Genomic DNA, 25,150 nt, shown 5'->3' with positions numbered 1-25,150 from the left:
TCCACTAGTCAACTAGTGGAATGAGTCTCTTCACCGGCGCCGGTTCCTGTCAAGTAGAGATCGACGAGTTCGATGCCGATACGGCAGAGTTCGGCACGCACCTCGGGTGGGTCGAGCACCTCGACGGCCGCGCCCCAGCCGGAGAGCGTCCGGGCGATGTCGCGTGCCTGAGGTGCGCCGACCCGGACCCGGGCGCGGCCGTCGGGCAGCGTCTCCAGCACCTCGCAGTGCCGGCCGAAGTGGTCCCGCAGAACCCAGACGAATCGCTCCGCGATCAACAACGTGGCCCAGGTACGGGCACGCATGTCCTCCACCCGTCCGACGACCTGTCCCCACGCCTCGTCCAGGACGAAGTCGGCCGGCCGCTCGAAGGTCTCCTCGGTGACCGTCACGGCACTCATCCGGTCCACCCGGAACGTCCGCCTGCCCTTGACCGTCCCCGCGATCAGGTAGAACACGTCATCCTTGTCGACCAGACCCCACGGGTCGGCCTCCCGCTCGTCCCCCGCTTCGCGAGAGCCGGCGCCGCGATAGGTGAAGCGGATACGGCGGTGACCGATCACCGCGTCCTGAAGCACGGCGACCACATCGGACGGCCGCCGCTCCCCCTCGCCCCAGCCGGACGGATCGATCAGGGTCGCCCCGGCGGCGGCCTCGGCCTCGGTACGGAACGGGGCAGGCAGTGCCCGCAGCAGTTTGCGCAGCGCGGCCTTCGCCTCTCCGGACGCCGCCGACGGTCCCGCCAGCAGGAACAGCGCCCGCGCTTCCGGTGCCGACAGGCCGCTCAAGTCGGTACGGGCGCCGCCGACCAGTGACCAGCCGCCGTGCCGGCCGGGCTGCGGATAGACGGGAACACCGGCGGCGGAGAGCGCCTCCAGGTCGCGCCGCGCGGTGGCGACCGAGACCTCCAGCTCGGCGGCGAGTTCCGCGGCGGTGACCCGGCCGCGCGTCTGCATCAACAGGAGGGTGGCCACGAGCCGGTCCGCGCGCATGGTCGTCAGGTTCTCAGGAAAAGTGCTCAGAAGGTGAGCACTTAAGCCGGAAGTATCCATGTCGACAGCAGCACGACGAAGGGACACCGACATGCTCCGCGGATTCACCACCGTCACGTTCTTCGCCGACGACATGACCGAGGCCCGGTCCTGGTACACGACGGTCTTCGGGGCCGAGCCGTACTTCGTCCGTGACGCCGGCGACCAGACGGCCTACCTGGAATGGCGCACCGGTGACTACCAGCACGAGTTCGGGCTGCTCAACGCCCGGTTCGCGCCGCACCGGCCCGCCGGGCGGCCGTCCGGTGCGGTGATCTACTGGGCGGTCGACGACGTCGAGGCGGCCTACCGGCGGCTGCTGGAACTCGGCGCGACCCCGCACGACGAGCCGACCGAACGCGGGCCCGGCTACGTCACAGCCTCGGTCACCGACCCGTTCGGCAACATCCTCGGCGTCATGTACAACCAGCACTACCTCGACGGCCTTTCGAAGGTCTGACCGCAACCCCGCGCCTCAGCCCCGCAGCCGCCTCGCGGCCGCAACCAGACGCCTGCGTCGCCTCGCGATGACGGGACGCGTGGTTGCGGCCGGCGACTGCGATGCCCGTACCGCACAAAGGAAGTTGTTGTGGTGGAAGCGGTTACACCGCATAGCGTGCGGGCGTGCCAGAGATTCGCCCTTACCGGCCCGCCGACCGCGCCGCGCTCTACGACATCTGCGTCCGCACCGCCGACGCCGGTGGCGACGCCCGTGGCGTGTACTCCTCCGATGATCTGATGGGTGACCTGTTCGCGGGGCCCTACGCGTATCTCGAGCCCGACCTGGCGTTCGTGGTCGACGACGGCGGCGAGGTGGTCGGCTACGTCGTCGGCACCGCCGACACGCCGGAGTTCGTGCGGCGCCATCGTGCCGAGTGGATTCCGCTGGTCGGTGATCGCTACCCGGTGCCACCACCGCCGCCGCGCACCCCTGAGCAGGACATGATCGCCCTGCACTTCGGTCCGGAACACATGCTGGTGCCGGGACTCGACGGCTACCCCGCACACCTGCACATCGACCTTCTGCCTCCCTATCAGGGGCGCGGCTTCGGCCGCCGATTGATAAACAAATTTGTCGGTACGGTCGACGCGCCCGGCGTCCACGTCGGCATGCTGACCGCGAACGTGAAAGCGCGCGGCTTCTACGACCGGCTCGGCTTCACCGTGATCCCGGTCCCCGATCCGGGCCCGATCACCTACCTGGGAATCCGGACCCCGCCGGCCTCCTAGCCTCGTCGACCTCTCAGCCTCGCCGGGCCTCGTCAGATCATGGCTCGCCGACTGCTCCTAGGAATGCGGTGGTGACGGCTTCGAGGCTGGGCAGGGCGGGCTCCGTGCCGGCGATCCGGGCGACCGTCGTGGTGTCACGGATGGCGCTGAGGGCCAGCAGCAGCGCGTCGCGGAAGCCGGGGCGGGCCGCGCAGGAGGGCATCGCCCGCTCGGCGACGGCGACCAGCCGGTCGGTCACCGCGACGAGGGTGGTCGCGGTCTTCTCCGCGGTGTCGGGGTGGGTGCGGGCGAGGACCAGCAGTTCCGCGACGACGGCGAGGGCCGGTGAGCGGTAACTGTCCCAGACGCGGCGCAGCAGCATCTCGGCACGGCGGCGTTCGGTGGCGCCCTCCACCGGACGGGACGCCTCGTCGAGGAGCCGGGTGGCGAGACGGTTGATGGCGCCGTCGATCAGGGCCGCCTTGGTCGGGAAGTAATGCTGCTGCAATCCCTGGCTCACTCCGGCGCGCTGGGCGACGCCGCGGGTGGTGGTGGCGGCGAAGCCCTCGGTGGCGAGGCTTTCCAGGGTGGCGTCCAGGAGCGCTTCGACCGCCTGTTCCCGGCGTGCCGCCCGGGTTCCGTCCGCCACCTCCGCATCCTACCTTTCCAAGTCAGGTGACTTGGTTTAGCGTGGCAGCCATCACCCCGAGCCGCACCCGCCGGAGGAAACCATGTCCGGAGCCGGACTCGCCCGCCTGAGCACCATCTACCGTCAGGGCGTGCTGGGCCGCCGGCCCGCGGTCCCGGCCGACTTCGCCGAGCTGGAACGGCGGGCACGCCGGGCCAGCAGTACCCGGGCCTGGGCGTATGTCGCCGGTGGCGCCGGCGAAGGCCGGACGATGCGCCGCAACCGGGAGGCCTTCGACCGCTGGGCGATCGTGCCGCGGATGGCGTCGGGAGCCGTCGATCGTGACCTGACCGTGGAACTGCTCGGCGCCCGGCACGCGGCACCGCTGCTGCTCGCACCGGTCGGGGCCGGAGCGCTGATGGGCACCGACAGCGATGTCAAGATCGCCCGCGCGGCCGCCGCGACCGGCACCGCCTACGTCTTCTCCAACCAGGGGTGCAACCCGATGGAGGACTGCGCCGCCGCGATGGGCGACGCGGCCCGGTGGTTCCAGCTGTACTGGAGCAAGGACGAGCAGCTCGTCGACAGCCTCATCGCGCGGGCCGAGGCGATCGGCGCGGGTGCGCTGGTCGTCACCCTCGACACCACGGTTCTCGGCTGGCGGCCGCAGGATCTCAACCTCGGTTCGCTGCCGTTCAGCCGCGGTCAGGGCATCGCCCAGTACACATCCGACCCCCGGTTCCGGGACATCGCCGCGGAACGAGCCGGGCAGCCCTCCCCGAAGCCCGAGGTGACCCTAGGAGCGATCCGCACCCTGATCGCGATGACCCGCAACCATCCCGGCCGGTTCTGGGACAACCTGCGTTCGCCGCTGCCGAGAGCGTCGGTCGAGACGTTCCTCGACATCTACTCCAACCCGGGCCTGAGCTGGGATCACCTGGCCACGCTGCGGGACCGGACGCGGCTGCCCGTGGTTCTCAAGGGCATCCTGCACCCGGACGACGCCCGGCGCGCCTTCGACCTGGGCGCCGACGCGGTGGTCGTGTCGAACCACGGCGGCCGCCAGGTCGACAACGCGGTCGCGTCGCTGGACGCGCTGGTCAGCGTGCGTGAGGCGGTGGGCCCGGACGCGACAGTGCTGCTGGACAGCGGCATCCGCACCGGCGCGGACGTCTTCACCGCTCTGGCCCTGGGCGCGAACGCGGTGCTGCTCGGACGCCCCTACATGTACGGGCTGGCACTCGCCGGGCAGAGCGGCGTCGAGGACGTGATCCGCAACGTGATCGCCGAGCTGGACCTGACCATGGCCCTGACCGGGACTCGCGACATCGCCGCCATCACCCGGGACCTGCTGGTACCCGCGGTCTGACGCCTCGGCCGCTTTCCGGCCCGGCGCCGCCTGATGGCACCCGGCCCGCCGCCAGCCGCTTTCCCAGCACACTGCCCGACGCCGCCTCAGCCCACCGCCCGACGCGCGGGTCAGGTGGCGGGTGCTGGTCGCTCTCGGGTGCTGCGGTCACCGGCCGGCCCTGTCGTGCGCCGGATGCTGCCGGCGCTCAGGGCGACGAACACGGCCAGCGCCACCGGGATCCACAGCGCCGTGGGCAGCCCGACAGCCGTCGCGGCCGCGCCGATCGCGATCGGGCCGAGCAGGAACCCGACATAGCCGATGCTCACCACGGTCGACAGGGCCTGTCCGGCGCGCCGGGGATCCACGCCGGCGGCCGCCGAGAAGAACTGCGGGGCGACACACGACACCCCGAGGCCCAGCAGCCCGAAACCGGCGACTCCGGCGGCCGGATGCTCGATCAGCAGGCCCGCGCCGAGCCCTGCCGCGGCGAGCACTCCGCTGGCCCGAATCAGGGTCACCGGCCCGAACCGGGCGACGAACCGGTCGCCCACGAGCCGGCCGGCCGTCATCAGGATCGCGAAAGCCGCGTAGCCGTACGCGGCAAAGCCCTCTGATGTTCCTAAATCGTCGCGTAGATAGACCGCGCTCCAGTCCGCGGCCGCGCCCTCACCGACGAGCGTGCCCAGCACCACGATCCCGAAGAAGATCAGCAGCGGCCGGTGGCGGCCCGCGCCGGCCGCGTCCGAGGCAGTCATGGCATCGGCCGGAATCTCGGATCGCAGCACCCACCGCGACGCCCACGCCGCCAGCGCGAGCGCGGTCAGCCCCACGCTGATCAACGTCGAGGCGACGCTCAGACCGGAGTGCGCGAACAGGCTGCCGACGATCGCCCCGAGGAAACCGCCGATGCTGTAGATCGCATGGAACGACGTCATGATCGGCCGGCCGTGGGCCCGCTCGAGCTCGGCGGCGTTGGCGTTCATCGCGATGTTCAGCGTGCCGTGCACCGCGCCGAACACGAACAGCGCGGCGCAGAGCGCCGTCAGGCCACCGGCGAGCGCCGGCGGGATGAGCAGCACGCCTTCCAGCAGCGCGGCCGGCACGAGCACGCGGGAGCTGCCGAACCGGTCGGTGAGCCGGCCGATCAGTGCCATCCCGGTGATGCAGCCGGCCGCGAAGGCGAGCAGGGCGAGGCTCAGCCGTCCGTCACTGAGACCGAGGTTCTCCTTGACCGCGGGGATCCGTGCCGTCCACACCCCGAGCGCGGTGCCGAACAGCAGGAAGACCAGGGAGGTGGCGACCCGGCCACGGCGTACGGGATCCATGCGGAGGACAGTAGACGGACCCCCTGACAGAATCGCCGTATGCCGATAGCGCGCAAGGCCGCCGCGCTGCTCATGCTGACAGCCGTCACCGGTTGCACCGGCAGGCCGGACATCCTCGATCCGCCGCCGTCGATGGCGGCGAGCGGGTCGTACGGAACCAGTCCGGTCGCCCGGTGCACCGACGCCGTCAACCGGGTGACGGAGCCCGGTGACGGCTACCGGGTGGTGGCCGGTGTCGTGGCCGTCCCGGGCAGCGACCGGATGCTGGAGCCGGCGGAACAGAACTCCGGGGACGGCCCGACCCGGCTGTTCGCCAAGTGGGGGCTGCTGGTTCACACCGGCACGACGGTCGACGTGAGCCTGCTGCCCGGATGGGACGGCCGGGCCAGGATCAACTGGGGTGACGCCACCTCGGAGCCGGCAACCTCGGTGCGGATCGTGTCGTGCGGCGAGGAGCCCGGCGAGGGTCGATGGGCGGTGTTCACGGGCGGCACGTGGGTGATCGAGCCCGACTGCGTCCCGATCCGGATCACCACGGCGACCGGTGAGGTCACCGTGGAGCTGTCGATCGGCACCCCGTGCAGTCGTCCCGGGGGATGACGCCTCGTCCCGGAGAGTAACGCCTCGTCCCCAGAGGAGGACGCCTCGTCCCGGACGGTAACGCCTCGTCCCGGCGGATAACGCCGAAGCCCTCCTGGCCATGTCATCGGTGTGGCCTTCCTCGCTCTGGCCAGGCGATGAGCCGATCTTGTACGATCGTACTTGTACATCCGTACAAGAAGATCGAAGGCTCCCCGTGCACTACCTCTTCCTCTTCGGCGCCATCGCCGCCGAACTCCTCGCGACCAGCCTGATGAAGAGCACCCACGGATTCACGCGGCTCTGGCCGACCCTGTCGGTCCTGGCGGCCTACGGCGTGTCGTTCGTGCTGCTCGCGCACGCGGTGAAGAGCATTCAGGTGGGGGTCGCCTACGCGATCTGGTCCGGTGTCGGGACGGCCGCGATCGTCGCCATCGGCGCGGTCTTTCTCGGCGAACCACTCACGACCATTAAGGTGTCGGGGATCGCCCTCATCATCGCCGGAGTCGTGATGCTCAATCTCAACACCAGCGGGGCCCATTGACCGGGCGCCGTCCGCAGCGCACTCGCGATCCGGAGGCCCGCCGTGCGGCCCTGGCCGTCGCGGCCATGGAGGTCATCGCCGAGAACGGCGTCGGCCGGACCACGCACCGCGCCGTCGCCGCCCGGGCCGGGCTACCCCTCGGCGCGACCACCTACTACTTCCCCACCCTCGACGATCTGATCGCGGCCGGCCTGCGCCATGCCCTGGATGCCCTGCAGGCCGACTCGCAGGCCTGGGACGAACGCCTCCGGGCCGCCCCCGACATGGCCGAGGCGCTGACACAGCTCGTGCAGGAGTATCTGGCCGACCGCAGTCAGGTCCGCATCGAGTACGAGCTCTTCGTCGCCGCGGCCCGCGACGCCGCGTTGCGTCCCCTGGCCGAGGCCTGGCTCAACGACACCCCGAACACTCTCGTCGCCACGGTCGGCCCGGAGGTCGCCCGCGACATCTGCGCCCTGCTGGACGGGTTCATACTCCAGGCGCTGGTCAGCGGCACGGAACTCAACGCGCCACGGCTGACCTCGGCGATCCGGAAGCTGAGCTCCTGACGCCGCGTCACGGCTCGATGAGGCCCGCGCGGATGGCGTAGCGGGTCAGTTCGAGGCGGTCGCGAAGCCCCAGCTTCTGCAGCAGGTTGGAGCGGTGCCGTTCCACGGTCTTGATGCTGATCACCAGGAGGTCGGCGATCTCCTTCGACGAGTGGCCCTCGGCGACCAGTTTCAGCACCTCCTCCTCCCGGTCGGTGATGGTCCGCCCGGCAGCCGGGTCCTCGCCGTCCGCCACACGTTCCAGATAGCTGCGGATCAGGGCGTTGACCGCCCCCGGATAGAGGAACGGCTCGCCCCGCACCGCGGCCCGGCACGCCTCGACGAGATCACGGTCGGCGACAGACTTGAGCACGTACCCGGACGCACCGGCCTTGAGCGCCTCGAAGAAGTACTGCTCGTTGTCGTACATGGTCAGGATCAGGATGCGCATGTCGGGCAGCAGCCGCGACAGCTCACGCGCCGCCTGCAGCCCGGTCAGCCGCGGCATGGCGATGTCGAGGATCGCCAGGTCAGGGCGCTCGGCGCGGGCCTGCGTGATCGCCTCGGCGCCATCGGACGCCTCGGCGACGACGGTCAGATCCGGCTCGCTGTCGAGAATCAGCCGAACCCCTCGGCGCACCAGGGCGTGATCGTCGGCGAGCAGGATGCGGGCGGGTTCACGGTCGGTCATCGCTGATCCTCCTCGCCGAGCGGGGCTCGCAGCAGGACCTCGGTGCCGCGTTGATCCTCCTCACCGAGCGGGACTCGCAGCAGGACCTCGGTGCCGCGACCGGGAGCCGGCCCGATCGTCAGATCGGCTCCGATCAGCAGCGCGCGTTCCCGCATGCCCTGGATACCCGCGCCCTCCGCGGCACCGGCCACGCCACGCCCGTCATCGCGGAGACGCAACTCGATCTCCCCTCCTGCCGACTCGCCAGCCCGCACGTCACGTGGTCGCGGACGGTGCGTGAGCTTGAGCGTCACCTGCCGCGCACCGGAGTGCCGGGCGGTGTTGGTCAGTGACTCCTGCGCGACCCGATACAGCACCAACTCCGTCTCCTTCCCCAATGCGGGCAGGTCACCGTCGATCGTGCGGCGAACCGTGAGCCCTGCCGTCGAGAACTCGCCAGCCAGCGACTTCAGGGCGCTGGACAGGCCGAGCTCCTCCAGCACGCCCGGCCGCAGCCGGCGGGCGATGCGGCGGATCTCGTCGAGACCGTTGCGAACGGTTTCCTGCACCTGCCGCACCTCGCCGGCGACCGGCTCGGGAGCGTGATCGGCGACCCGCTTGAGCTCCAGCAGCACGGCGGTCAGTGTCTGCCCGACCTCGTCGTGCAGCTCCTGTGCGATCCGCTGCCGCTCGGCCTCCTGCGCCGACAGTGCGCGGGCGGCGCTGGCGGCACGCTCGGCTTCGAGCCGGTCGAGCATGGTGTTGAAACTGCGGATCAGGTCGGCGATGCCGCTGCGGCCGGTGACGGCCAGGCGGTGCCCTGGACGCAGGAGATCGACCGTGTTCATGGTGCGGGTGAGCCGCTCCAGCGGAGCCAGCCCGAGTCGCAGCAGGCCCGCGTTCGCCACCAGCATCACCACCAGCACCCCACTGAGAATCATCGCCTCGGTCAGCAGAACCGGGGTGGACACCGTGAACGGTCCCACCATGAGCAGCGCGAACGCCACCGTCACCACGGCCGCGTTGAGCAGGAAGATCCGCCAGAACAGGGACAACCGCTGTGTCTCGTCCAACATCCCACCCATCCTCGACTGCCTTCCGGGCCCAGCGTCCCCGATCGGGACACGAAGCGTCCATACGGGCCGCCACCCATTCGCGGTTCGGTTACCCGAACAGGAAATGGGTGGCAGCCCGCACCTCGAATGGAGGGCAGGCCCGATGGTCGCCGGCGGCCCGAGCGGATTGGATGGGAAGCCGTGCAGGAACGAGTGGGAGGTGCCGACATGACGCTGGAACGGATCGGTCTGCCCGGAGTCGGCGTGTCCCACCTGCTCACCAACCGCGACGGTGCCCGGCTCGGCATCGTGGTGCGCCCGGACGGGTGCCGTGAGCTGGCCGTCTACGACCCGGCCGAGCCCGACCGGGCCGCCGGCACGGTGGTGCTGTGCGCCGACGAGGCGCACGTCGTGGCCGACCTGCTTCATGCGACGGTCACCCTCGATCACGTCGACGGTCCGGCCGCGGCGGCGGGCGAGGCACAGGCGGTCAGGATCCGGGTGCCGGCCGGTTCGGCGTACGCGGACAGGCCCCTCACCTCCCCCCGGGGCGCCGAGATCATCGCGGTGATCCGTGGGATCCGGGTGCTCCCCCACCCGGATTCCACGCTCGAGATCCGGCCCGGTGACGTGCTGCTGGCCGTCGGCAGCTCGCCGGCTCTGGCCCGGCTGCACGACCTGCTGGCGGCGCCGTGCTGATCCTCCTGGCCGCCCACCTGGCCGCCGCGCTGGTGGCGCCGGTTCTGGTCCGGTTCCTGGGGCCCCGCGCCTTCTATCCGCTGGCGACCGTGCCGCTGGCCACCTTCGGCTGGGCGATGCTGCACCGCACCGGGGATTGGGTCCACCCGTGGGTGCCGAGCCTCGGCGTGAGCCTGGCGTTCCGCGTCGACACCCTGTCGTGGCTGCTGGTGGTGCTGGTCGGTGGCGTCGGCGCGCTCGTGCTGGCCTATTGCGCCCGCTACTTCCCGCCGGGCACCGCGGGCCTGGGGCGGTTCGCGGCGGTCTTCGTCGGCTTCGCCGGCGCGATGCTCGGCCTGGTGACCAGCGACGACCTGTTGCTGATGTATGTGTTCTGGGAGCTGACGACCGTCCTGTCATATCTGCTCATCGGCCACACCGGCACCGCCCGGCCGAACCGGCGGGCCGCCCTGCAGGCGCTGATTGTGACCACGGCCGGTGGTCTGGCGATGCTCGTGGGCATCGTGATCCTGGGGCAGCACGCCGGCGGCTACCGCTGGTCACAGATCGCGGAGTCGCTGCCCGGGGGCGCCGTTCTGGTGGTCGCGGTGACACTGATCCTGCTCGGGGCACTGTCCAAGTCGGCGATCTTCCCGTTCAGTTTCTGGCTCCCCGCGGCGATGGCGGCGCCCACACCGGTCAGCGCGTACCTGCACGCGGCCGCGATGGTCAAGGCCGGCGTGTTCCTGGTGGCCGGGTTCGCGCCGATGATCATCGCGGCGGGCGGGACGGCAGCGACGACCTGGCAGGCCCTGACGGTCGCCCTGGGGCTCGTCACCATGCTCTACGGCGGCTGGGCGGCGCTCTTCCAGAACGATCTGAAACTTCTCCTGGCGTACGGCACGGTCAGTCAACTGGGATTGCTGACCGCGGTCCTCGGCTTCGGCACGACCGGGACGGCCCTGGCCGGAGTGGCCATGCTGTTCGCGCACGCCCTGTTCAAGGCGGCCCTGTTCCTGGTCGTCGGCGTGATCGACAAGACGACCGGCACCCGTGACCTGCGGCAGCTGGACGGGCTGGGCCGGCGCGCGCCGGTGCTGGCGGTCATCGCGATCCTCGCGGCGGCGTCGATGGCGGGCCTCCCACCTGCGATCGGTTTCGCCGGCAAGGAGGCCGTGTTCGCCTCACTGCTCGACGCGGGGACGACCGGGCGGCTGGTCCTGGCCGTCGTGGTGGCCGGATCGATGCTGACCGTGGCCTACTCGATCCGATTCGTGTGGGGCGCTTTCGCCCGGAGGTCCACGGCGCGGTCGCACGGCGACGGCTCGGCGGATCCGGCCGGATCCGGCTCGGGCGGATCGCTGCTGCTCGCTCCGGCGGTGCTGGCGTTCGCCGGAGTGGCGGCCGGATTCTGCGCTCCGCTGGTCGAGCGGGTGCTCTCGCCGTACGCCGCCGGTTTCGGTGGAGAAACCACCCACCTGGCGCTGTGGCACGGTCCCGGTCTGCCGCTCGCCCTTTCCGTGATCGCCCTGGCGGGCGGCCTGGTGCTGTTCCGCCGGATGCCCGCCGGACGATCCGGCCCCAAGCCGGGAGGCGGGGTCTACGAGCGGGTGATGACCGCGGCGGACCGCCTCGCCGTGGAGGTGACCGGCGCGACCCAGCGTGGATCGCTGCCGTTCTATCTGGCGGTGATCCTGCTGGTGCTGATCGCCTCAGCGGGATCCGCGATGGTGGCCGCCTGGCCGGTGGGCACCCCCTTCCGGTGGTGGGACACCCCGCTGCATCTGGTTCCGGTGGGCGTCCTGATCGTGGCTGCGGTGTTCGCGGTGCCCGCCCGCCGGCGCCTGACCGCCGTGATCCTGGTGGGCGTCACCGGATATGCGAACGCCGGCGTCTTCCTGCTGCACGGCGCGCCCGATCTGGCATTGACCCAGTTCCTGGTGGAGACCGTCACGCTCGTGATGATCGTGCTGGTGCTGCGACGGCTGCCCAGTCACTTCTCGCAGCGTCCTGGACCGTGGCGGCGCCGGGTCCGCGTCGGGATCGGGGCAGCCGTCGGCACCGTGATGGCAGGTGTGGGATTCCTCGCCGTGTCGGCGCGGCAGGCCGTCCCGGTGTCGGGCGCCTACCCGGAGCTGGTGGTGCCTTACGGCGGTGGACACAACATCGTCAACGTGATCCTGGTCGACATCCGGGCGTGGGACACGATGGGTGAGATCGCCGTGCTGGTCGCGGTGGCGACCGGAGTGGCCAGCCTGACGTTCCGCAGAGCGCAGCGGCTGAACCGGCGCGGGCCGGTGGAGACCCCTCCCGAACCGCCGCGCGACGAGCCGGTGTGGTTGATGGCCGGGCACACGGTGGAAGCCGGCAGGCGGTCGACGATGCTCGAGGTCGTCACGCGGCTGCTGTTCCACGTCATCCTGGTGCTGTCGGTCTATCTGCTGCTGACCGGTCATGACACGCCGGGCGGCGGGTTCACCGGCGGGCTCGTCGCCGGGCTGGCGCTGATCGTGCGGTACCTGGCCGGCGGCCGGTACGAACTGGCCGCGGCCGCACCCGTGGACGCCGGGGCGGTTCTCGGGGCAGGGCTGCTGATCGCGGTCGGCAGCGGCGCGGCCGCGTTGCTGTCCGGCGGCGAGGTGCTGCAGAGCGCGGTACTTGACCTGCACCTGCCGGTGCTCGGACACCTGCACCTCGTGACCTCGACGGTGTTCGACATCGGGGTCTATCTGATCGTCGTCGGACTGGTGCTCGACGTGTTGCGGAGCCTCGGCGCCGAGATCGACCGCCACGCCCGGCCTGACTCGTCGTCACCGGTTGGCCCCTCAGACCCTCCCGCAGCGCTCGTGACGTCGTCATCCACAGACTCATCGTCCTTGAAAGGGGAACTGGTATGAGACCGAGCCTGGTTCTCCTCGCCGCCGTCGGCGTGCTCTTCGCAGCGGGGACGACGTTGCTGCTGGAACGAACACTGACCCGCGTGCTGCTCGGCGTCATGCTGCTCGGCAACGGCGCAAACCTGCTCGTGCTCGCGGCCGCGGCACCCGGGTCGCCGCCGATCGTGGGCACCGCTGACCCGGCCGGCATGACCGATCCGCTGCCGCAGGCGATGATCCTGACCGCGATCGTCATCACCCTCGGGATGACGGCGTTCCTGCTGGCCCTGGCCTATCGCAGCTGGCGGCTGAGCGGGCACGACGAGGTGCAGGACGACGCCGAGGACCGCCGTGTCCGTGAGCTCGCCGAACGCGACGAGGGCTCGGACGCCGAGGACCTCGACGCCGCCGAGGGGGTACGCGGATGACCTGGCTCGTGCCCCTTCCCGTGATCATGCCGCTGCTCGGTGCCGCTACGACGCTGCTGATGTTCCGCCGTCCACGGGTGCAGCGTGCGATCAGCGTCAGCGTCCTGACCGCCACGCTCCTGGTCTCCGCGGTCCTGCTGGTGCTCGCCGCCGACGGGCCGCTGGTCGTGGCGGTCGGCGGCTGGCCGGTGCCTCTCGGCATCGTGCTCGTCGCCGACCAGCTGGCCACCCTGATGCTGGTCGTCTCGGCCGCGGTCACGTTGTGCGTGCTGCTCTACTCGATCGGGCAGGGCGGCGCGGACGGCGACGAGGAGCATCCGCTGTCGGTCTACCACCCGACCTACCTGATCCTGACGGCGGGCGTCACCAACGCGTTCCTCTCCGGCGATCTGTTCAATCTGTACGTCGGGTTCGAGATCCTGCTGGCCGCCAGCTATGTGCTGATCACGCTGGGCGGCACCGAGACGAGGATCCGGGCGGGCACCACGTACGTCGTGGTCAGTCTGCTGTCGTCGGTCATCTTCCTGGCCGCGATCGGACTGATCTACGCGGCGACCGGCACGCTCAACATGGCGCAGCTGGTCGATCGGCTGGACACACTGCCGGACGGCGTGCGGATGGTGCTGCAAGGCATGCTGCTGCTCGCTTTCGGCATCAAGGCGGCGATCTTCCCGCTGTCGGCGTGGCTGCCGGACAGCTACCCCACCGCTCCGGCACCGGTCACCGCCGTCTTCGCGGGGCTGCTCACCAAGGTGGGTGTCTACGCGATCATTCGGACCGAGACACTGCTCTTCCCCGGCGGACGCGTCGCCGACCTTCTGATGGTCGCGGCGCTGTCCACGATGATCGTCGGCATCCTCGGTGCCGTGGCGCAGTCGGATCTCAAGCGGCTGCTGTCGTTCACCCTGGTTAGCCACATCGGCTATCTGCTCTTCGGGGTGGGGCTGGCCTCACGTACAGGCATCGCTGCCGCTGTCTTCTACACGGTGCACCACATCGTCGTGCAGACGACGTTGTTCCTAGTGGCCGGGCTGATCGAGCGGCGTGGCGGCAGTACGGCACTGGATCGGCTGGGCGGCCTTGCGCGTACCGCCCCGGTGTTGGCGATCCTGTTCTTCGTTCCCGCTCTCAACCTGGCCGGAATACCACCGTTCTCCGGGTTCCTCGGCAAACTCGGCCTGATCCAGGCCGGTGTCGACGACGGCACGGCGCTGTCCTGGCTGCTCGTGGCGGGGTCGGCGGTGACCAGCCTGCTCACCCTCTACGCCCTGGCCCGCGTGTGGAACCTGGCGTTCTGGCGCGACCCATCGGCCGAACCGGCGTCGGCACCGTTGCGTTCGCCGGGGTTGATGCTCACCCCGACCGCCCTGCTGGTGGCGGCCGGGACGGCGCTGACGCTGGCCGCCGGTCCGCTGTACTCGCTGACCGACGCGGTCGCCGGGGATCTGATGGAGCGGACCCCGTACGTGCAGGCGGTCCTGCCGTGATCGCCCGCGCACGGGACCGGATCCTCGCCGCCGCCGTGCTCACCGTCGTATGGGTGCTGCTGTGGGGTTCGTTCTCCCTGCTCACGCTGGCCGGTGGGCTGCTGGTGTCGATGCTGACGCTGGCGGTGTTCCCGCTGCCGCCGGTGACCTTCGCCGGCCGATTGCGGCTCGGCGGGCTCCTGCGGCTCGCGGTCAGGTTCGTGACCGACCTGGTGGTGGCCAGTTTCCAGCTGGCCTGGACGGCGCTCGCCGGACGGCGGGTGCCCCGCAGCGCGGTGATCGCCGTGCGGCTGCGGGTGCGATCCGACCTCAACCTGACGCTGTGCGCGGAGGCGGTGTCGCTGGTGCCAGGCAGCCTGATCGTCGACATGGATCGGGCGGAGGGAGTGCTCTACATCCACGTGTTCGACGTGACCGGGCCTTCGGACGTGTACCGGTTCCGCGGGGACGTGCGCGACATCGAGGACCGCATCGTCCGGGCCGTCGGCTCGGACGCCGAGATCTCCTGCCTCACCAGCGTCTACGACGAGACGACCGGTTCCGGAGCCGAACGGCCAGGCATGATCGATGAAGGGAGCTCGAGATGATCGTCGTTGCCGTCATCGCCGCGGTCTTCCTCGCGGCGGCGGCCGGGATGGCGCTGGCGCGGGTCATTCGCGGTCCGTCGACCCTCGATCGGGTCGTGGCCACCGATGTGCTGCTGGCGATCACGGTGTGCGCGATCGCGACCGAGGCGGCCTACAGCCGGGATGCCACAGGGCTGTCCATCCTTCTCGGCCTGTCGCTGCTGGGGGCGGTCGGCTCGGTCGCGGTGGCCCGGTTCGCCGACCCGGCCGCCCGGCCCGCGTCCGATCCCTTTCCCGAACTTTCGCCGGAGCTCGCACCCGCGCCTGGCGCGGGCATCCGCCTCGATCGCGGTCGGCGGGCGGGTACCGCGGAAACCGGACACGACGAAGACCATCCCGGCCGGAGCGAAGAGCCACCCGGGCACGGGGAGAATAGCCCCGGCCTGGGTGAAGAGTCGGCCGGGAACGGCGAGGAGCGTCCCGGGCGGGGTGGAGAGTCCGCCGGGAGTGACGACGACCTTGGGGCGGCCGTTCGGAGGGGGTCATGAACGTCACGGCGGTGCTCGACGCCGTTGCCGGAGCCTGCCTGCTCGGTGGCGCTCTTCTCAGCCTTGCCGCCGGCGTCGGGCTGCTCCGGTTCCCCGATCTGCTGTCGCGGATGCATGCGGCCACGAAGCCTCAGGTCTTGGGCCTGTTGCTGATCCTCGCCGGAACGGCGATCCGGCTGGCCACCGTCGTCGACATCACGACGCTGGTCCTGGTGGGAGTGTTCCAGCTGGTCACCGCGCCGGTCGCGGCGCACATGGTGGGGCGGACCGGGTATCGGGCCGGGCTGTTCCGCCGCGACCTGCTGCTGGTCGACGAACTCGCCGACGCTCGCGGGCGCCCGGCGGCACCGGCCCAGGAGGTACGCGCGCGTGGGGCGTCCGCCCCAGGAGGGAGCCGCACGGACCCGGAATGATCGAAGCGTGACGCGAACCGGACGGTGTCGGATCGGCCCCACACCATACGAGTGCAAATGCGCGAAGCGCGACGCGAACCGCACGGTGTCGGATCAGCCCCACACCGTGGCAGTGCGAAGGGTGGCGTGCACCCGACCACACGGGCACGGAAGGCTGCAGGCGCGGGCCGCCACCAGGCGCGGGCCGCCATAGGCCCGACCGCCGTGAGCTCGGAACACCGTGAGCCGAGAACACCGTGAGCCCAGAACACCGTGAGCCCAGAACACCGTGAGCCCAGAACGCGTTGGCGTGAACCGCTTTGAGCAATGACGTGCGTAATCAGGGCGGGCGGCCGACCGCCGTGGCGTAAATGCCGTGCGTAGTCAGGGCAGGCGGCCGACCGCCGTGGCGTAGTAGAGGGAGCTCTCCAAGTGGAACGCGATCTGACGGACCGACCACGCGTCGCCGTCACGGCGGTCCAGGTCGGCGGCGGGCAGGCCGGTGAGGCGCAGCTGGAACACCTGGGCCAGGCGGGTCAGGCGGCTGCGGGCCTCGTCGAGGTCTTCGCTGCTGAAGGGTGCCAGGTCGGCTGCGGTCGTGATCGCCGACGCGTGCCAGTGGTCCGGGATCGTGGGGACGCCGGCGAGCCGGGCCTCGATCTCGGCCAGGTGATCGATCAGGTGGTCGGTGACGCGGCGGATCGCCTTGTGCGGCGTGTACTCGCGGTCGTCCGTCAGGAGGGGACGGCCGTCCCACCCGGTCCAGGTCGACGCCAGGTCCAGAACCTGGGTGATCATCCCGGTCACCACCTCGGCGGGAACGCGGTCGTCGGTCTCCGGAAGGTCGGACATGAGGCCTCCACCATTCGTCGGCTGCGGAATCGACGGGAGGCTACCGGCACCCACCGACAATTTCCGGCGAGACGCGTCGCCGGTGGATGGGCCTGCTGGGTCAGTGCGGGAAGGCGGGCTCGAGAGCGGCCGCCATCCGGGCGCCGCACTCGTCCGGGGGCAGGGGCTTGGCCATGAAGTAGCCCTGGCCGTACCGGTATCCCATGTCGCGCAGCCGCTCCAGCTGAGCCAGGCTCTCGATGCCCTCGGCCACAGCCTTGAGCTGCAGGTATTCGACCAGCTGGGCGACTGCGGCGGCTACCGCGAGACGGCCCCGGTCGGTGCCGTCGGCTATACCGTCGACGAAGGACTTGTCCAGCTTCAGGACGTCGACCGGGAAGGCTCTCAACAGGCTCAGTGAGGACTGGCCGGTTCCGAAGTCGTCCAGGGCCAGGCTCACGCCCATCTCGTGCAGGGCGCTCAGCGTCTCCGCGACCTGAGGGCCGTCGACCACCGAGGACTCTGTCACCTCGAGGATCAGGTTGCGCGGCTGGAGGCCGGTGTCGCTCAGCACGGCGGCCACCTCGTCGACGAAGCCTGTCTCGCGGAGCTGGCGGACCGCCACGTTCACGTTGACCGCCTCGACCGCGTCGGGGCCCAGGGTCGCCTGCCATGCGGCGAGCTGGGTGCAGGCCTCGCGCAGGACCCAGGCGCCGAGCGGGACGATGAGTCCGGATCGTTCCGCCACCGGGATGAAGTCGCCGGGTGAGACGAAGCCGCGTTCCGGGTGCTGCCAGCGGACCAGCGCCTCACAGCCGTGCATGCGTGCGGTGACCAGGTCGTACACCGGCTGGTAGAGCAGTCTCAGCTGGCCGCCGAGGATGGCGTCGTGCAGTTCGCCGGCCAGGCGGGCGTGGGCCGCCATGTCGTGGCGCATCCGGGGCTCGAAGCGGACCCACGACGCCTTGCCCGACTCCTTCGCGGCGTAGAGCGCGATGTCGGCGTTGCGTAGCACCTCGTCGGCGGTCTCACCGGCCCCGGCGATGGCGATGCCGACGCTGGCGTGCAGCATCAACTGCTGCTCACCCGAGTGCACCGGCCGCCCGATGATCGCCTGGAAGCGGGCGGCGGCGGCTTCGGCCGCGGCCGGTTCGCCGGACGGCAGCATGATCGCGAACTCGTCGCCCCCGAGCCGAGCGACTAGTTCCCCGGCGGCCGCGGAAGACGGCGAACCGACGACAGCGGAGCCGCTGACGGCGGAGCCGGAACCGGCGGAAGAGACGGCGGAGCCGGAACCGGCGGAAGAGACGGCGGAGCCGGAACCGGCGGAAGAGACGGCGGAGCCGGAACCGGCGGCAGAGACGGAGCCCGCGGCAGAGACGGCGAAGACGGAACCGGCGGCAGAGGCCGGAACGGCGGAGCCAGTGCCGACCTCAGAGCCGGAGGAGATCAGCCCGCCTTCCTGGAGGCGCCGCGCCACCTGGGCCAGGAGCTGGTCCGCGGCCGCCGGCCCCAGCGTGTCGTTGACCATCTTGAAGTCGTCGATGTCGATGAACAGTGCCGTCGCCGGGAGCCCTGCCTCCAGCCGTTCGCTGAGGGCGAGATTGAAACCGCTGCGATTGGCGAGTCCGGTGAGGTTGTCGGTGAGGGCCAGCCGTTCGAGTTCGGCCTGCTGGCGGCGGATCCCGCGGAGTGCCTGGGTGTTTTCGCGCAGGCTGAGCAACTGTCGGGCCACGATGATCGCCGCGATCAGCACGGCGCCGACGATCACGGCGCGGCCTCGCATGTCGAGGTCGCGGGCCGACACCATGATGACCATGACGGCGGTGGCGGCGACCGCGAGGAACTGCAACGGGTCGGCGAAGGACCAGCGGATGTGCCGGGGTTCGACGCCGAGGACGCGGCCCTGGCGGTAGGCGGCCGCGGCCATGCCGAGGCCGACGAGCGGATAGCCGAGGTAGCCCATCACCACGACGCTGGTCTCGCCGCCGGCCAGGAAGGCCCAGACGGTGACCAGGCCGACAACCGGTTCGAGGGCCAGGATGCCCAGCGACACCGGGTCGACGCGGCCTTCGGGACTGACCGCCGCCCGGCCGAAGATGACGAGGCCGAGCAGGCAGAAGATGCCGACGACCCCGGCGCCGGCGCGGGTGGCCAGGTCGGTGCCCCGGGGCAGGGTCTGCAGGACGACGTAGCTGAAGAACACCGACCCGGCCACGATGACGGCCGCGCCGTCGAGCAGGAGCCGGGCCCAGTCGAGCCGGGTCCGGGTGGTGATCGGCACGTGCCGGAAGGCCACCATCGCCAGAACGAGGCTGAGTACGTTCGACGCGGCCTCGTAGGGCGGCATGCCACCGCCGCCGTCACCGCGGATCGCCGCGATGGTGGCGGAGATGCTGCTGATCAGCAGTGCGGCCGCCGATCCGGCCCAGAGCCGCCAGAACTCGCGGATCGGGCCGGGTTCGGCGAGACGCGCGACCCGGAGGCATGCGACGGTCGCGCCGATCACGATGACGATGCCGGCGATGAAGCCGGCCAGGCGATCGTCCGGTTCGCGAACCCAGAGCCACACGAGCAGGAACGTGAGCGCGGCGAGGACCACGAGCAGCGGTACGGTCAGAGCACGGTCCCGTGGCCGCGGACCCGGGAATCCACTCATCGTCGCGCTCTCACCTGCCCGTATCACCGGTGTCCTCCGGCACCCAGATCGGCCGGAACCGGGCTCAACTGAGCGATACCGACGTCAGTCTTCCGGTGGCGGGATCACGGGTGTGGCGGCTGTGGCGCGGGTGGCGGTGATGATGTCGCTGCTCAGACGGGTCAGCAGGGTGACCAGCCCGAGGGCGAGGACGGCGATCAGGGTGATCCGCAGCGGCGCGGTGTCCTTCAGGAAGCCGCCGAGCACGCTCATCGCGGCCCCTATCCCACCGATCAGCGCGGCCGCGACCATCAGGGAGTAGATCCGTACCCGGGGCTTGGTCCAGAACCAGACGCCGTGGGTGCCGGCCTGTCGGCGGGGTCGTTCCTGGCGGGCGAGTCGCTGCAGGTACTGGGAGTCCCACATCAGGGACAGCACCAGTACACCGAGGACCTGGCTGAGGGTCGTGTAGAAGTCGTCGTGCACGACAGCCAATGCTCGTCGCGTCGTGCACGTCGATCAATACCTGTCCACCTGTTGACGGAACGGGGAGTCAACTGGTCGCCAGGAACGCCCGGATCTCGGTGGCGCACAGGACCGGCTGGTCCTCCGGGACGAGGGTGAAGCTGTCCGGCACGTGCACGAGGCGGCCCTGCGGCAGCGCCTCGGTGAGCCGGGCGCCGAAGCCGGGGCGCATCATCCGGCACTCCGGCGCCCACATCACCAGGGCGGGGCGGTCGAACGTGCTCAGGGCACGGGCTGCCTCGACGTATTCGCCGCGGCGGGTGGCGCGCAGGAATCTCACCACGTCGCGCCGGATCGCGGCGGAGCCGAGCGCGGGGGCGAGCCAGGTGTCCATCACCTCGTCGGGGACGGGGCGTTTCGACATGAGTCCGAAGTTGATCGGTGCGCGCCTCAGACTCCGTACCCGCAAAGTCTGTAGAGCGAGAGTGACGCCGGCCGGAACCCTTGCCGCCGCCGCGGCCATCCTGCCCGGAAGTCCGGGCGGGTAGTTCTCGAACGCCTCCTGCGGCAACAGGACGAGGCGGGCGACGCGCCCGGCGTGGCCGTGAGCCGCGACCAGCTGCGCGCCGCCCCAGTCGCAGCCGATGAGGGTGACCGCCTGCAGGTCCAGGGCCTGCAGAAACTCCTCGACGAGGGCGGCCAGGCCGCGGGCGCTGAGGTCGGCGGCCGGGTTCATCGCGATCCGGTGGGCGCCGAGGGGCATCTCCGGTACGACACAGCGGTGGTCCCGCCGCAGGTCGGCGACGACGTGGCGCCACAGGGACCCGCCGACGAACAGCCCGGACAGGAAGACCAGGGCGGGACCGTCACCGCCGGTGTCGGAGTATTCGAGGGTGCCGGCGGACAGAGTGACCTGTGGCATGGCGCGACGCTAGCGGCGCCCGTTCCGGCAGCTCAACACATCTGTCCATCTTCCGATGCAGACCCTAGGTGCGGGCGAGAGCCTCCGCTGCGTCGCCGGTGAGGGCCCGGGCGCTGGTCAGTGCCTCGTCCTCGGTGGGCGCCTTGACGACGACGCGGCTCAGGATGTCGCGGCGGGCGAGCAGCAGGGTGCAGAAGGCGACCTCTTCGTCCTGCTGCTCGCCCCGCTCGCAGAAGAGCAGCTGCCGATCGACGCCAGGCAGCGGGGGCAGACCGACGCGGCCCACCCTGGTGATCTCGATGTCACCCCTGGGGTAGTGACCGCACCCCAGCTTGGCGTCGACCTGCCCGATGGCGTCGGCCGCGCTGATCGTGCCGTAGGCGCCGACGTAGTTCCAGATGAACCGTCGCCAGTCCCAGGCTCCGTCGTCCGTCTTGCCCTGCCAGCTCACGCCACGTCCGAGGGCCGCGACGATCGCGCCGTCCGCCGGGCCGTTGTCGCAGACGTGCGAGGCGATGTCCTCGTCGGGCCGGGCGGCGGAGTACACGTTCATCCAGGTGACCGCGTCGGTGTTGAGCGTGGCCTTCTTGACCCGGTCGTAGGCGCCGGGTCGCAGCGAGGTGGCCGGCTGGAGGCGGGGCGCGGCGCCGGGATTCGGCCCGCCGATCGCGCACTCGGACCGCTGCCGCATCTCCTCCGGTGTGGCCAGGTCGCCGTCGGAGGAGATGGTCCCCGTGGTGTAACGGATCGTCCGGATGTCGGCGCCCCGCGGGTACGACGGGACGGCGGCCAGCTTGACATAGAGCGTGTTCACGTCGCTGGCGCCGCCACGGTCGGATTGACGCAGTTCCACCACGATCTCGGCGGGCACCGGCGGCCGGGCGGCGGCCTTGCCGGTGGTCTCGAGGAACGGGCCGTCATCGCCGAGCACCAGGAACTCACTCAGGCCGGCCTGATCCTTCACGCCTGTCACCCGCCACCAGGCGGGTGCCTTCCCGGCCGCCTGCCCATCGCGAACCGTCACCTCGAGGAGGCCGTCGGTGGGGCACAACGGCATGAAGAGCTGGTAGGAGTCGCCGATCCGGGCGAGCCCGGGATAGTACGGACGTGCCTGCGACACCGGTTCGCAAGCGGCCGTCATCGTTGCGAGGAGTGCCAGGACGAGCACACCCGCGAGCCTTCTCCACGTGTTCCGCACGACACCCCCGTATCGATCGTGTGATCGATCGTGCTCCACGCCGGCCGTCCGAACCAGACTGGCGGCGGGGTCGTGACCAAGGCGTTGTGAGGAGGAACCAACTTGATCGTCGTACGGATGATCGACTACCGTCACGGCCCGTGAAGATCACTTTGCGTCTTGCCACCGCCGTGCTCGCCGGCGTTTCTCTTATGGGACTGACCGCCTGCTCCGACGAGCCGGCCACCACGACCACCGCCGACAAGCCGGCCGCGGCCGCCACCACGACGGCCGCCGCCGCCCCGGAGACCAGCACCGCTCCGGCCGCCGCCGCGCTCTCCGACAAGGAGCTGTGCCAGGAGGCAGGCAAGGCCAGCGACGCCATGAGCAAGGCCCTGACCACGCTCATCCAGGCGAACCCGAGCGGTGACATCCCTCCGGCCGACGCCTCGGCGATGCTGAAGGACCTGGCCAACAGCCTCAACAAGGCCGCCGAGGGCGGTACCAGTGAGGTCGCCAAGGGCATGCAGGACATCGCCGCGCAGTCGCTGAAGGCCGCCGAGGCCAAGGACCCGACGACCGCGCTCGACACCCCGGAGTCGGCGAAGACCGGCGCCGCGTTCAACGCCGCCTGCAAGAAGGTCGGCGTCACCGTCAAGTACTGATCGAACGGTGTGTCCCGGCTCGCGCCGGGACGCACCGCCCCACATCAGGACGAGGCGAACAGCGGAGTGCTCAGGTAGCGCTCACCGGTGTCCGGCAGGACGACCACGATGGTCTTGCCGACGTTCTCGGCCCGCCACGCCAGCTCCCGTGCGGCGTGCAGCGCGGCACCACTGGAAACACCCGCGAGGATTCCCTCGGTACGGGCGACCTGCCGTCCCGCCTCCCGTGCCTGCTCCACAGTCACCCGGAACACCTCGTCGTAGATGGTCGGGTCGAGCACCTCCGGCACGAAGCCCGCGCCGATGCCCTGAATGCCGTGCGGCCCCGACTCGCCACCGGACAGCACCGGCGACTCGTCCGGCTCGACCGCGTAGACCCGCAGCTCCGGCTGCTTCTCCTTGAGCACCTGGCCGACACCGGTCAGGGTGCCACCGGTGCCGACACCGCCGATGAACAGGTCGATCTGCCCGTCGGTGTCATTCCAGATCTCCAGCGCGGTCGTACGCCGGTGCATGTCGGGATTTGCCGGGTTGTCGAACTGCATGGGCAGCCAGGCCCGCTGCTCCTCAGCGATCTCCAGAGCCTTCGCGACGGCGCCCTTCATTCCCTCAGAGGCGGGGGTCAGGACCAATTTCGCACCGTACGCGAGAAGCAGCGCCCGCCGCTCGGCGCTCATGCTGTCCGGCATCGTCAGGGTCAGGCTGTACCCGCGAGCGGCCGCCACCAGCGCCAGCCCGATCCCGGTGTTCCCGCTGGTCGCCTCAACGATCGCCGACCCCGGACGCAGTTCCTCGGTCGCCTCGGCCGCCTCGATCATGGCGAGCGCGATCCGGTCCTTGACGCTGCCGCCCGGGTTGGCGGACTCGAGCTTCGCGATCAGCTTGGCCGGCAGGCCGGGCTCGAAACGGGTCAGCCGCACCATCGGGGTACGACCGATCAGCTCGGTGACGTCGTTGTAGATCATTTCCTCGCTCCTGGGTTGGCGCCGGCGTTTGCTGTGACGTTCGGAGTATCAGAGACGGGAACGGTTTCGGCGGCCGGGGCGCGCAGGCGTCCCCCGGCCGGCACGTCGGCCAGGACCAGGGCGAGCGCTCCGATCTCGGCGTCGTCGCCGATGCGCACCGGTCCGAGCACGGTGGCGCCCACCCCCAGCATGACGCGGTCACCCACCTCCGGGTGACGACGGCTGCCCTTGGCGTCCCGCTGCCAGCCGCGCCCGCCCAGGGTGACCTGGTGGTACATCGTGACGTCGTCACCGATCCGGGCGGTCTCACCGATGACGACCCCGGCGCCGTGATCGATGAAGAGCCGCCTGCCGATCACCGCCCCCGGGTGGATCTCGATGCCGGTGAGGAACCGCATCAGCTGGGACAGGAACCGGGGCAGGAACGGGATGCGCGCCCGGTGCAGCAGGTGCGCGACCCGGTGCCCCCACAGCGCCCAGAGCCCGGGATAGAGCAGCACCTCGGCCACGTTGATCCCGTACAGGGCGGGGTCGCGCCGGCAGTAGGCGCGGATGTCTTCCAGCACGGAACTTCCTCAGGTGGTGAGCGGGCGGGGCCAACCGTGACACACCGGCCACGCCGGATGTCGGCTGCGGGGCGTCAGTCGCGCTGGCTGGGACAGCGCTCGTCGAAGGCCCGGCGCACGTGCGGGTCCGTCATCGGCCGCGCACGCTCCCGCTCACTCATGACGGCAAGGCTAGCCGATCTCCAGCGGGCCGTTCAGGGGCCGAAGGTCCCGGTCACCCTCGGCCGACACGCGGCACCCCGGCAGGACACATGACATCTGTCATCGAAGGCGTTGATATCTGCTGCTACTGACCCGGGCAGCGTGGGACGGTGGGCGTGCCGGCGGCGGCAATCGCGCTCGCGGCGCTCACCGTGGCGGTGACCCCGTTCGCGATTCGAGCATCTCCTGGGACCGGCGATGAGCCGATGAGTCAGGCCAGCAGGGCGCGCACACCGTTCACGTAGGTCTGCCGGTCGATGCCGCCGAGCAGGATCCGCTGCAGGATGTAGCCCTGGACCAGGCCGAAGAAGGCCGCCCCGATGCCGACGGGATCGGCGTCCGGCGGGAGCTGACCGGCGGCCTGGGCTCGCTCGGCGGTACGCACCGCCCGGTCCCGCACCCTGCCGTAGATCTCCGCGACCAGCGCGCCGACCTCCGGATCGTGCACCGCCTCACCCCACACCTGCACGGCGATCCGCACCGTGCCGTCCTCGACCGACGCGAGGTCGACGAGTTCGAGGAGCCGGTCCATGATCTCCGGGATGGGCGGCATCGGATCGAGTTCGAGAAAACCGTCCAGCACACCGGTGACCGCCGAGATCTTCTCCCCCGCGATCGCCGTGATCAGCTCGTTCTTGCTCTTGAAATACCGGTAGAACGCGCCGACCGAGAGCCCGGCCTCCTTGATCACGTCCTGCATGGACGTCTGATGGAACCCGTTGCGCACGAAACACCGCGCCGCGGCGTCGAGAATCTGCTGGCGGCGGGCGGCGAGGTGAGCTTCGGAGACGCGGGGCACCCGGAAACCATAACCATGTCGTACGGT

The 25,150-nt window shown here is 70.6% G+C and carries 27 protein-coding genes; 14 read left to right on the top strand and 13 right to left on the bottom strand.

The window, feature by feature from the left end; translation table 11 throughout:
• Window positions 1-8: 8 nt before the first annotated feature.
• Entirely contained in the window at window positions 9-992 is a 984-nt protein-coding gene (locus tag CLV67_RS40825) for a helix-turn-helix transcriptional regulator (RefSeq protein WP_106328502.1), read from the bottom strand.
• Between the two features lie 91 nt (window positions 993-1,083).
• Between CLV67_RS40825 and CLV67_RS40820 the strand changes: the two genes are divergently transcribed.
• A complete protein-coding gene (locus tag CLV67_RS40820) occupies window positions 1,084-1,491 on the top strand; it encodes a VOC family protein (RefSeq protein ID WP_106328500.1) in 408 nt (135 codons plus the stop codon).
• A 164-nt stretch (window positions 1,492-1,655) separates the two neighbouring features.
• Complete coding sequence (locus tag CLV67_RS40815) at window positions 1,656-2,261, top strand: GNAT family N-acetyltransferase (protein WP_106328498.1); 606 nt, start codon at window positions 1,656-1,658, stop codon at window positions 2,259-2,261.
• Window positions 2,262-2,298: 37 nt separating this feature from the next.
• On the opposite strand, the gene CLV67_RS40810 is transcribed toward CLV67_RS40815, so the two are convergent.
• Window positions 2,299-2,889, bottom strand: a complete 591-nt coding sequence (locus CLV67_RS40810; protein WP_106328496.1) for a TetR/AcrR family transcriptional regulator — start codon at window positions 2,887-2,889, stop codon at window positions 2,299-2,301.
• 82 nt (window positions 2,890-2,971) lie between these two features.
• On the opposite strand from CLV67_RS40810, the gene CLV67_RS40805 reads away from it, so the two are divergent.
• A complete protein-coding gene (locus CLV67_RS40805) occupies window positions 2,972-4,237 on the top strand; it encodes an alpha-hydroxy-acid oxidizing protein (RefSeq protein ID WP_106328494.1) in 1,266 nt (421 codons plus the stop codon).
• A gap of 110 nt (window positions 4,238-4,347) precedes the next feature.
• Here the strand turns inward: CLV67_RS40805 and CLV67_RS40800 are convergent, their stop codons facing one another.
• Complete coding sequence (locus tag CLV67_RS40800) at window positions 4,348-5,544, bottom strand: MFS transporter (protein ID WP_106328492.1); 1,197 nt, start codon at window positions 5,542-5,544, stop codon at window positions 4,348-4,350.
• 39 nt (window positions 5,545-5,583) lie between these two features.
• On the opposite strand from CLV67_RS40800, the gene CLV67_RS40795 reads away from it, so the two are divergent.
• The 3 genes from CLV67_RS40795 to CLV67_RS40785 all read left to right on the top strand — a co-directional run bounded on the left by CLV67_RS40795 (window position 5,584) and on the right by CLV67_RS40785 (window position 7,215).
• Complete coding sequence (locus CLV67_RS40795; protein WP_106328490.1) at window positions 5,584-6,144, top strand: hypothetical protein; 561 nt, start codon at window positions 5,584-5,586, stop codon at window positions 6,142-6,144.
• Window positions 6,145-6,340: 196 nt separating this feature from the next.
• The gene (locus tag CLV67_RS40790) at window positions 6,341-6,667 is read left to right on the top strand and encodes a DMT family transporter (protein WP_106328488.1); all 327 of its coding nucleotides are present in this window, start codon (window positions 6,341-6,343) and stop codon (window positions 6,665-6,667) included.
• On the top strand, window positions 6,664-7,215 hold the full coding sequence (locus CLV67_RS40785; protein WP_239166755.1) for a TetR/AcrR family transcriptional regulator: 552 nt from the start codon (window positions 6,664-6,666) through the stop codon (window positions 7,213-7,215). Before CLV67_RS40790 ends, CLV67_RS40785 begins: the two co-directional genes overlap by 4 nt.
• A gap of 7 nt (window positions 7,216-7,222) precedes the next feature.
• On the opposite strand, the gene CLV67_RS40780 is transcribed toward CLV67_RS40785, so the two are convergent.
• A complete protein-coding gene (locus tag CLV67_RS40780) occupies window positions 7,223-7,885 on the bottom strand; it encodes a response regulator (RefSeq protein ID WP_106328486.1) in 663 nt (220 codons plus the stop codon).
• Window positions 7,882-8,940 carry a sensor histidine kinase gene (locus CLV67_RS40775; protein ID WP_203737571.1) on the bottom strand — a complete coding sequence of 353 codons (1,059 nt, stop codon included), beginning with the start codon at window positions 8,938-8,940 and terminating at the stop codon, window positions 7,882-7,884. The genes CLV67_RS40780 and CLV67_RS40775 overlap by 4 nt, the downstream gene beginning before the upstream one ends.
• 207 nt (window positions 8,941-9,147) lie before the next feature.
• Here CLV67_RS40775 and CLV67_RS40770 point away from each other — a divergent pair, with 207 nt between their 5' ends.
• From CLV67_RS40770 to mnhG, 7 genes are read left to right on the top strand one after another with little or no spacing between them, the layout of a single operon-like run.
• Window positions 9,148-9,618, top strand: a complete 471-nt coding sequence (locus CLV67_RS40770) for a cation:proton antiporter regulatory subunit (protein ID WP_106328485.1) — start codon at window positions 9,148-9,150, stop codon at window positions 9,616-9,618.
• The gene (locus CLV67_RS40765; RefSeq protein ID WP_106328483.1) at window positions 9,612-12,494 is read left to right on the top strand and encodes a Na+/H+ antiporter subunit A; all 2,883 of its coding nucleotides are present in this window, start codon (window positions 9,612-9,614) and stop codon (window positions 12,492-12,494) included. Before CLV67_RS40770 ends, CLV67_RS40765 begins: the two co-directional genes overlap by 7 nt.
• Window positions 12,491-12,901, top strand: a complete 411-nt coding sequence (locus tag CLV67_RS40760) for a Na(+)/H(+) antiporter subunit C (protein WP_106328481.1) — start codon at window positions 12,491-12,493, stop codon at window positions 12,899-12,901. The genes CLV67_RS40765 and CLV67_RS40760 overlap by 4 nt, the downstream gene beginning before the upstream one ends.
• A complete protein-coding gene (locus tag CLV67_RS40755; protein WP_106328479.1) occupies window positions 12,898-14,388 on the top strand; it encodes a Na+/H+ antiporter subunit D in 1,491 nt (496 codons plus the stop codon). Before CLV67_RS40760 ends, CLV67_RS40755 begins: the two co-directional genes overlap by 4 nt.
• Window positions 14,385-14,975, top strand: coding sequence for a Na+/H+ antiporter subunit E (locus tag CLV67_RS40750; protein WP_106328477.1), 591 nt, complete (start codon window positions 14,385-14,387; stop codon window positions 14,973-14,975). Before CLV67_RS40755 ends, CLV67_RS40750 begins: the two co-directional genes overlap by 4 nt.
• Entirely contained in the window at window positions 14,972-15,502 is a 531-nt protein-coding gene (locus CLV67_RS54605) for a monovalent cation/H+ antiporter complex subunit F (RefSeq protein ID WP_203737568.1), read from the top strand. Before CLV67_RS40750 ends, CLV67_RS54605 begins: the two co-directional genes overlap by 4 nt.
• Window positions 15,499-15,915 (top strand): monovalent cation/H(+) antiporter subunit G, encoded by a 417-nt coding sequence (mnhG, locus tag CLV67_RS40740; RefSeq protein ID WP_106328475.1) that lies wholly within the window; start codon window positions 15,499-15,501, stop codon window positions 15,913-15,915. The genes CLV67_RS54605 and mnhG overlap by 4 nt, the downstream gene beginning before the upstream one ends.
• 363 nt (window positions 15,916-16,278) lie before the next feature.
• Here the strand turns inward: mnhG and CLV67_RS40735 are convergent, their stop codons facing one another.
• The 5 genes from CLV67_RS40735 to CLV67_RS40715 all read right to left on the bottom strand — a co-directional run bounded on the left by CLV67_RS40735 (window position 16,279) and on the right by CLV67_RS40715 (window position 21,948).
• Entirely contained in the window at window positions 16,279-16,746 is a 468-nt protein-coding gene (locus CLV67_RS40735; RefSeq protein ID WP_106328473.1) for a hypothetical protein, read from the bottom strand.
• Between the two features lie 100 nt (window positions 16,747-16,846).
• Window positions 16,847-19,384, bottom strand: a complete 2,538-nt coding sequence (locus tag CLV67_RS54460; RefSeq protein WP_106328471.1) for a putative bifunctional diguanylate cyclase/phosphodiesterase — start codon at window positions 19,382-19,384, stop codon at window positions 16,847-16,849.
• An 84-nt stretch (window positions 19,385-19,468) separates the two neighbouring features.
• Entirely contained in the window at window positions 19,469-19,849 is a 381-nt protein-coding gene (locus CLV67_RS40725; protein ID WP_106328469.1) for a hypothetical protein, read from the bottom strand.
• A 67-nt stretch (window positions 19,850-19,916) separates the two neighbouring features.
• The gene (locus CLV67_RS40720; RefSeq protein WP_106328467.1) at window positions 19,917-20,750 is read right to left on the bottom strand and encodes an alpha/beta fold hydrolase; all 834 of its coding nucleotides are present in this window, start codon (window positions 20,748-20,750) and stop codon (window positions 19,917-19,919) included.
• A 64-nt stretch (window positions 20,751-20,814) separates the two neighbouring features.
• On the bottom strand, window positions 20,815-21,948 hold the full coding sequence (locus tag CLV67_RS40715; RefSeq protein ID WP_146169497.1) for a hypothetical protein: 1,134 nt from the start codon (window positions 21,946-21,948) through the stop codon (window positions 20,815-20,817).
• Between the two features lie 140 nt (window positions 21,949-22,088).
• Between CLV67_RS40715 and CLV67_RS52305 the strand changes: the two genes are divergently transcribed.
• On the top strand, window positions 22,089-22,592 hold the full coding sequence (locus CLV67_RS52305) for a hypothetical protein (RefSeq protein WP_170154201.1): 504 nt from the start codon (window positions 22,089-22,091) through the stop codon (window positions 22,590-22,592).
• Between the two features lie 44 nt (window positions 22,593-22,636).
• Here the strand turns inward: CLV67_RS52305 and cysK are convergent, their stop codons facing one another.
• From cysK to CLV67_RS40695, 3 genes are all read right to left on the bottom strand, one after another.
• Complete coding sequence (gene cysK, locus CLV67_RS40705; RefSeq protein WP_106328463.1) at window positions 22,637-23,557, bottom strand: cysteine synthase A; 921 nt, start codon at window positions 23,555-23,557, stop codon at window positions 22,637-22,639.
• Window positions 23,554-24,123: a serine O-acetyltransferase EpsC gene (epsC, locus tag CLV67_RS40700; protein ID WP_106328461.1), complete on the bottom strand. Its 570-nt coding sequence runs from the start codon at window positions 24,121-24,123 to the stop codon at window positions 23,554-23,556. Before epsC ends, cysK begins: the two co-directional genes overlap by 4 nt.
• Window positions 24,124-24,535: 412 nt before the next feature.
• Complete coding sequence (locus tag CLV67_RS40695) at window positions 24,536-25,123, bottom strand: TetR/AcrR family transcriptional regulator (RefSeq protein WP_106328459.1); 588 nt, start codon at window positions 25,121-25,123, stop codon at window positions 24,536-24,538.
• Between the last annotated feature and the right edge of the window lie 27 nt (window positions 25,124-25,150).

The organism is Actinoplanes italicus (assembly GCF_003001815.1).
Taxonomy (GTDB): Bacteria; Actinomycetota; Actinomycetes; order Mycobacteriales; family Micromonosporaceae; genus Actinoplanes; species Actinoplanes italicus.
The sequence above is the reverse complement of the archived record's forward strand: the minus strand, read 5'-3'. Positions and strand labels throughout refer to the sequence as shown.

Excerpts from the sequence above, each read along its gene's own strand:
- CLV67_RS40735 (WP_106328473.1), bottom strand. The coding sequence starts at position 16,746 with ATGTCCGACCTTCCGGAGACCGACGACCGCGTTCCCGCCGAGGTGGTG.
- CLV67_RS40780 (WP_106328486.1), bottom strand. The coding sequence starts at position 7,885 with ATGACCGACCGTGAACCCGCCCGCATCCTGCTCGCCGACGATCACGCC.
- CLV67_RS40800 (WP_106328492.1), bottom strand. The coding sequence starts at position 5,544 with ATGGATCCCGTACGCCGTGGCCGGGTCGCCACCTCCCTGGTCTTCCTG.
- CLV67_RS54605 (WP_203737568.1), top strand. The coding sequence starts at position 14,972 with ATGATCGTCGTTGCCGTCATCGCCGCGGTCTTCCTCGCGGCGGCGGCC.
- CLV67_RS40825 (WP_106328502.1), bottom strand. The coding sequence starts at position 992 with ATGCGCGCGGACCGGCTCGTGGCCACCCTCCTGTTGATGCAGACGCGC.
- CLV67_RS40820 (WP_106328500.1), top strand. The coding sequence starts at position 1,084 with ATGCTCCGCGGATTCACCACCGTCACGTTCTTCGCCGACGACATGACC.
- CLV67_RS40770 (WP_106328485.1), top strand. The coding sequence starts at position 9,148 with ATGACGCTGGAACGGATCGGTCTGCCCGGAGTCGGCGTGTCCCACCTG.
- cysK (WP_106328463.1), bottom strand. The coding sequence starts at position 23,557 with ATGATCTACAACGACGTCACCGAGCTGATCGGTCGTACCCCGATGGTG.
- CLV67_RS40795 (WP_106328490.1), top strand. The coding sequence starts at position 5,584 with ATGCCGATAGCGCGCAAGGCCGCCGCGCTGCTCATGCTGACAGCCGTC.
- CLV67_RS54460 (WP_106328471.1), bottom strand. The coding sequence starts at position 19,384 with ATGAGTGGATTCCCGGGTCCGCGGCCACGGGACCGTGCTCTGACCGTA.
- mnhG (WP_106328475.1), top strand. The coding sequence starts at position 15,499 with ATGAACGTCACGGCGGTGCTCGACGCCGTTGCCGGAGCCTGCCTGCTC.
- CLV67_RS40755 (WP_106328479.1), top strand. The coding sequence starts at position 12,898 with ATGACCTGGCTCGTGCCCCTTCCCGTGATCATGCCGCTGCTCGGTGCC.
- CLV67_RS40775 (WP_203737571.1), bottom strand. The coding sequence starts at position 8,940 with ATGTTGGACGAGACACAGCGGTTGTCCCTGTTCTGGCGGATCTTCCTG.
- CLV67_RS40805 (WP_106328494.1), top strand. The coding sequence starts at position 2,972 with ATGTCCGGAGCCGGACTCGCCCGCCTGAGCACCATCTACCGTCAGGGC.
- CLV67_RS40760 (WP_106328481.1), top strand. The coding sequence starts at position 12,491 with ATGAGACCGAGCCTGGTTCTCCTCGCCGCCGTCGGCGTGCTCTTCGCA.
- CLV67_RS40720 (WP_106328467.1), bottom strand. The coding sequence starts at position 20,750 with ATGCCACAGGTCACTCTGTCCGCCGGCACCCTCGAATACTCCGACACC.